General features: G+C 36.3%; 1 protein-coding gene and 1 tRNA gene. Both read right to left on the reverse strand.

The window, feature by feature from the left end; translation table 11 throughout:
- Positions 1-159: 159 nt before the first annotated feature.
- Positions 160-232: transfer RNA gene (locus ACNDLV_RS08175), tRNA-Thr, on the reverse strand.
- Between the two features lie 32 nt (positions 233-264).
- Positions 265-1,161: tyrosine--tRNA ligase (gene tyrS, locus ACNDLV_RS08180; RefSeq protein WP_498883104.1), on the reverse strand; the 897-nt coding region annotated here is incomplete at its 5' end.

A 1,161-nucleotide genomic window follows, 5' to 3' on the forward strand; every position in this document is an offset into this window, starting at 1 on the left:
TAACCCTGCTCCTATCATTATTGCTTTATTTTTCATATTTATCGGCCTCCTTAAAGCGTTTACATTTTGTATTATAATATTAAGAAAACCAAAAAAAACTGATAGGTAACATATTAATAGCTTTTGTTTTTTAATATAATGCATAACAATACAACAATAAGCCGTTTGCCAGATTTGAACTGGCGACCTCCTCCTTACCACGGCGGTGCTCTACCTCCTGAGCTAAAACGGCATAATACCTAGCCTATGGCTAGGTATTTTTTATTATTTAATAGTAACCAAAGTATATTTTCTCTTACCTTTACGGATAATTACATACTTACCATCAAATGAAGCACTTGGATCAACCTCAAATTCTAATTCTTGGACCTTATTCCCATTGACATAAATTGCTCCATTTTGGATATCTTCACGTGCTTGACGCTTGGAAGATTCAATCTTAGTATCTACCAAAAAGTCTACCAAGTTCTTCTTTTCATTTGAACTTTCTGCACTTGGTGCATTTTTAAGAGCTTGCTCAATTTGCTTAACTGATAATTCTTTAACATTACCTGAGAATAAAGCATCAGTAATCATTTGAGCTTCTTCAAGGCCTGCTTCACCATGAACAAACTTAGTAACTTCCGCAGCTAATGTCTTTTGTGCTTCACGCTTCCAAGGTTCATTCTTAACTTTTTCTGCCAAAGCATCAATTTCTTCATGACTCAAGAAAGTGAAATACTTCAAATATTTTACAACATCGCGGTCATCTTGGTTAATCCAGAATTGGTAAAATTCGTAAGGACTTGTTTTTTCAGGATCAAGCCATACAGCACCACCTGCTGACTTACCGAACTTGGTTCCATCTGCTTTAAGCATTAGTGGAATGGTCAAACCAAAGGCTGGGCGTTCATTACCTTCCAAGCGGTGAATTAAGTCAATCCCTGATGTAATGTTGCCCCATTGGTCACTACCACCAATTTGCATTTGTACACCATAATCACGGTTCAAAATGTAAAAGTCAATCCCTTGCAAAATTTGGTAAGTAAATTCTGTAAAGGAAATTCCGTTTTCAAGACGACTAGCAACTACGTCCTTAGCAAGCATATTGTTAATTTGGAATAGTTTACCGTAATCACGTAAAAATTCGAGCAAGCTCATCTTACCAAGCCAGTCACGATT

Source organism: Lactobacillus fornicalis (genome assembly GCF_055362665.1).